Consider the following 4514-nt stretch of genomic DNA (forward strand, 5'->3'; position numbering starts at 1 on the left):
TATGGTGCGAGACCGCTTAAGAGACTTATCCAGAAAAGATTGCAGGATGCCCTTGCCATGTTAATACTGAAAGGCGAGGTCAAAGAGGGCGCTACCATAACAATAGATGTTGATAACAAAGGGAATGTGGTGTTTCAGTAATGCTTAATAGCCAATTACCAAGCACCAATCACCAGACAAATTCCAATAACCAATTTTTCAACATCCAAACATTTTTTGTCTGGAATTTGTAATGTGGTTATTGGTGATTGGTTATTCAATGGTCATGAGCTAAATTTCCTTGACAACTCAATGAAATCGCTGGTATAAAATTCAATCACTGTAGGCGCATAGCTCAGTGGGGGAGCGCTACCTTGACACGGTAGAGGTCAGGGGTTCAATACCCCTTGCGCCTACCATTAAAATCAATGAGTTACAAATTATCATCTAATTCGTAACCCTATTTATTCAAGTTTGAACCCTTTCTCCCTGAACAGCTTCAGGCATACATCGACTACTTCACTGTCATAGAGAATCCCCTTATTCTGCTCTATCTCTTCAAGGGCTTTCTCAATACCAAGGGTGGGTCTGTAGGGACGGTGGGATGAGTATGTGTGTGGGGGAGGTAAGCGGTCGGCTGCATTGGTGTGTGAGGTGAAAAATATTCAGTTCATTATTCATAATGGGTCCACATGCGAATCACCTTTACAGTTCTAATGTCTGGCAGAACTTGATACACAAGACGATACTGAATATTAATACGACGAGAATAAGCTCCTTCTAAATCACCGACTAATCGCTCAAAAGGAGGCGGCTGCTGGAACGGGTCTTTGCTCAGAATATCCAAAAGGGGTTCAGTTTTTGAACGAAGACCTGTTTTTGCAAGTTTTTTGGCATCTCTCATGGCTTGCTTGGTGAAAACAAGTTGCCAATTTACCACTTGAGTTCCTTGCTGCATTTATCAACAGGGGTCTTTAGTCCTTTCCGAATTGATTCTCTCATCTTTGGGATTGAGAGCAAGTATAGAGTTTCCTGTATTGCCCGCCAGTCATCTTCACCAATCATGACAGCATTGTTTCTTTTTCCTGTAATCTGGATGGGCTCATGCGATGAAGCTGTTTCGTCCAGCAGTTTATACAGTTTTGCTCTTGCTTCACTGACTGTTAATGTTGTCATATTTATTACCTCCATTAATACGTATCATATTACGTACGTATTGTCAAATATTATCACCTCACTTATTTTTTATACTGCCTTGTCATTTTAGCAAACATCGGAACATATCCTCCGACATTGAACACAATACCAGCTGAATTATGCTTCTTTTTCGGCGACATCCACCCCTTCTTCTTGAAGGTACTGTCTCACCTGCTCTGCGGTATGGACATCCACCACATAGACACATTTTTCACCCTTTTTGAGCCCAATCTTTATGAAAGGGATAACAGCATCACGCCATTCTTCATGTGATTCGTAGATGAGGCAGAGATGATCGTGGGGTTTTAATGATTTTAGAGCCTGGGGTAATTTGCGGATCTTTTGTTCGTTTGCATTGGTATTCATATCATACCCCCGCCATATCAGGGGATTATACTATCTTAATGAAGGGCTATGATTGGATGCTATAGTATTTTTATAATATATAAGTATAGCATGGGAACAATAATAAGACAATAAATTGTATAAGTCACATACATTTGCGACAATACCTCCTTTTCAAACCCGTCTGACAGCTGACATTTAATTCTTTTGACAGAGTTTAACCAGACATAAGGCAATAGACTTCAGACAACAGAAGGGAATGGGTAGAGATTACACAAATTGTTAGACCATAGACATCAGACACAAGACATTAGATTTATGAGAATAAAGTCCAAAGTCTAAGGTCTAAAGTCATAAGTCTTCTTAGATGAGAAGAGCTGCTGTATCAGTACCAGCAAATATAGTAGGAATTGGGATATTAGACACCCATAGAAAAGTCTGATGTCTAAAGTCTTAAGTCCAGTGTCTGAATTGTAAATGTTGGTTCATAAACTACCAGTTCCCAGCTATGAGCTATGAACCATGAGCTATGGGCCAATGTTTACGCTTCTATTATGGGGAGTTCGATGACAAACCTTGTGCCTTGAGGGATGTTGTCTTCTACGTGGATTTTGCCATGGTGGTCTAAAACGATGGAGTGGACTATGGCGAGACCGAGGCCCATACCTTCTTTCTCCTTTGTAAAATAGGGGTCAAAGATTTTTTCCTTGTCCTCTGCCGGGATACCCTTTCCAGTATCGGCGAATTCTATTATACCAACCCCTTTCTGCTTATCGTATTTTGTACTGATGGTGATAGTACCCTGTTGGCTATCTATTGCCTTAACTGAATTAGTAATGAGGTTTATTATCACCCTTTTTATCCCATCTCTGTCAACCCTGAATTGGGGGATTTTTGCCTTTTCCAGATGAAAGGTGATGTTCTGGTACAGGTGATTATACAGATTAATTACCTCATCCACTATTGTGTTTATATCTTCAATTGCCTTGGCCTGTGAGGTATGGGTCAGTTTTGTAAGTTCATTCACTATCCTTTTTATATCATCCACTGATTTTATAATGACAGATGTTGTTTCATCCAGGACATCCTTTTCCTTGCCTTCAAAATGGGACAACAATCTTCTCCTTATCCTTTCTGCAGAAAGAATAATAGGTGTGAGCGGGTTTTTTATCTCATGGGTCAGCTTTCTTGCAACCTCTCTCCACGTAGCAAGCTTTTCAGCCCTTACTATATGGGTAATGTCATCAAAGGTGATGATGAATCCCTCGACCCTATTCGCTTCATCCTTCAGGATTGTCAGGGATGCCCTTATATAGGTAATATCCTTTTTCAGGTTCAGCCTCAGCTCCTTTGTGATGCTTCCACCATCTGCCCCCCTTGCCTCTTTCAGGAAAGATTTCATGAGCTTTCTGAAATCGTCGCCGAGAATTTCCTTTAATTGTATCCCTGTCCATGCTTCCCCCTCAATCCCGAGGATCGTTTTGGCAGCCCTGTTCAAGAGGAGAATATTGCCCTTCTTATCTGTAGATATGATACCCGAGGCTACGTTATCGAGTATTACCTCCATATATCGTCTTCTTTCTTCAATCTCATCCTTTGTAATCTTTAGTTCCTTTGCCATGCTGTTGAATGCGCTCACGAGGGTCCCTATCTCATCCTTGCCCCTGTCTTCGAGATTGATGTCAAATTTACCTTTTGCTATAATGGAAGCCCCCTCTTTCATCCTCTCTATCGGGATGGTAATCTCTGTTGCCATTTTTATCCCAACCCACACGGAAAAGAATATTGTCATGATTGTAATGAGGAATAGGGGAATTATAAAACTGAATTTCAGTATCTTTTTGAAGGGTCTTGCCTCCTTAAATTCCTTATTTGCAGCGGCAATTTCCTCTATCCGTTGTTTTCCATGAACCCTTATCATGTCACCGATAAACACAAATGCCTGTACATTTCCAGATTCATCGGTGATCTTAGTACCGGTGACGATCAGTTCCCCTTTTTCCAGGGGAATTATTGCCCTCATGGAATTGTTTTTTATAAGTGTTTTTGTCTTTTCAAACAGTATCTGTTCCGGTACTTCCTTGAGATTGCTCCTGCTCTTGATTATATTGCCGTAAGGGTCATAGATGGAAAAATATCCGAGAAGGTGTGTTTTTATGTTTCTTTTGATATATGTATCCAGTGCCCTCTCATTTTCTAATATCCTTTTCTTGCCGAGATCCTCTGCAAGCATGGTCCCTGTTTTTTCATGTCGCTGAAACAGGTCCTCATAGTAGAATTGCGAAAAGGTAAGGGCATTTTCAATTGTATCCTCTATCTTCTGGCTGAACCATTTATCCATGCTTACATGGAAAAAACCTGTGGCGAGTATAAAAAGGGTGAAGGATGGGAGAATTGAGATGAAAAGCAGTGTCAGGGTAAGTTTTGTTTTCAGTCCAGAACCCCATATCCCCCTCTTTTTTTCTATATATGTTTTGATGAGAGTCCTTGTCACCAGAAAGAAGAGGAGCAGAATCAGTAGCAGGTTGATGTTCAGTATCATCACGATGAGTTTATTTTCACCGATAGGGAGGAATTTTTTGAAGAAGGGGAGTTGTGTTTCGAAGTATATAAGAAAGGCAAAGGTTAAAGCTATAATAGTTGCCCAGAAGAGCTCTTTTCTATATTTCATCATAATGTCTATCCAATACCATATAAAAAATCAGGGTTCTAGGGGTCAAGGGGTCTGGGGTTCAGGTGATTTTAATACCCTTGAACCCTTGACCCCTTGAACCCTGGTTCTTTTGTTTAATTATACCTTATCCTTTCAAAGAAACAAAGTTTATCTGCCTGTCCTCTTTTTGTCCCCTCCTATAAGAGTAAAAAAGGTTTTCATTACAGCAGGTACAGAAACCTGTATCGTATATCTTTTCTATACCACCATCCTTGAGCATCCCGGTATTCGCCCTTTTTAGATTTAAAAACAGGGAGGTTTCTGTTTTCCTGAATATGTG

Annotated in this window: 6 protein-coding genes and 1 tRNA gene; 2 read left to right on the forward strand and 5 right to left on the reverse strand. The window is 40.5% G+C overall.

The features are described from left to right. Both NTU69_08485 and NTU69_08490 read left to right on the forward strand, forming a co-directional pair. The coding region (locus NTU69_08485; protein MCX5803549.1) for a hypothetical protein at positions 1-141 on the forward strand (141 nt) is incomplete at its 5' end. Between the two features lie 182 nt (positions 142-323). Then, positions 324-398, forward strand: a tRNA-Val gene (locus NTU69_08490). A 254-nt stretch (positions 399-652) separates the two neighbouring features. On the opposite strand, the gene NTU69_08495 is transcribed toward NTU69_08490, so the two are convergent. The 5 genes from NTU69_08495 to NTU69_08515 all read right to left on the reverse strand — a co-directional run. After that, positions 653-937 carry a Txe/YoeB family addiction module toxin gene (locus NTU69_08495; GenBank protein ID MCX5803550.1) on the reverse strand — a complete coding sequence of 95 codons (285 nt, stop codon included), beginning with the start codon at positions 935-937 and terminating at the stop codon, positions 653-655. Next, a complete protein-coding gene (locus NTU69_08500; GenBank protein ID MCX5803551.1) occupies positions 913-1155 on the reverse strand; it encodes a type II toxin-antitoxin system Phd/YefM family antitoxin in 243 nt (80 codons plus the stop codon). The genes NTU69_08495 and NTU69_08500 overlap by 25 nt, the downstream gene beginning before the upstream one ends. Positions 1156-1293: 138 nt before the next feature. Then, positions 1294-1542, reverse strand: coding sequence for an MEDS domain-containing protein (locus NTU69_08505; protein MCX5803552.1), 249 nt, complete (start codon positions 1540-1542; stop codon positions 1294-1296). Positions 1543-2062: 520 nt separating this feature from the next. Further along, positions 2063-4195 (reverse strand): ATP-binding protein, encoded by a 2133-nt coding sequence (locus NTU69_08510; GenBank protein MCX5803553.1) that lies wholly within the window; start codon positions 4193-4195, stop codon positions 2063-2065. A 124-nt stretch (positions 4196-4319) separates the two neighbouring features. Next, positions 4320-4514: laccase domain-containing protein (locus NTU69_08515; GenBank protein ID MCX5803554.1), on the reverse strand; the 195-nt coding region annotated here is incomplete at its 5' end.

Source organism: Pseudomonadota bacterium (assembly GCA_026388215.1).
Classification (GTDB): Bacteria; Desulfobacterota; Syntrophorhabdia; order Syntrophorhabdales; family Syntrophorhabdaceae; genus JAPLKF01.

What these genes read in the sequence shown, in the direction of transcription:
- NTU69_08495 (MCX5803550.1), bottom strand. Translation starts at nt 937, where the DNA reads ATGCAGCAAGGAACTCAAGTGGTAAATTGGCAACTTGTTTTCACCAAG.
- NTU69_08500 (MCX5803551.1), bottom strand. Translation starts at nt 1,155, where the DNA reads ATGACAACATTAACAGTCAGTGAAGCAAGAGCAAAACTGTATAAACTG.
- NTU69_08505 (MCX5803552.1), bottom strand. Translation starts at nt 1,542, where the DNA reads ATGAATACCAATGCAAACGAACAAAAGATCCGCAAATTACCCCAGGCT.
- NTU69_08510 (MCX5803553.1), bottom strand. Translation starts at nt 4,195, where the DNA reads ATGATGAAATATAGAAAAGAGCTCTTCTGGGCAACTATTATAGCTTTA.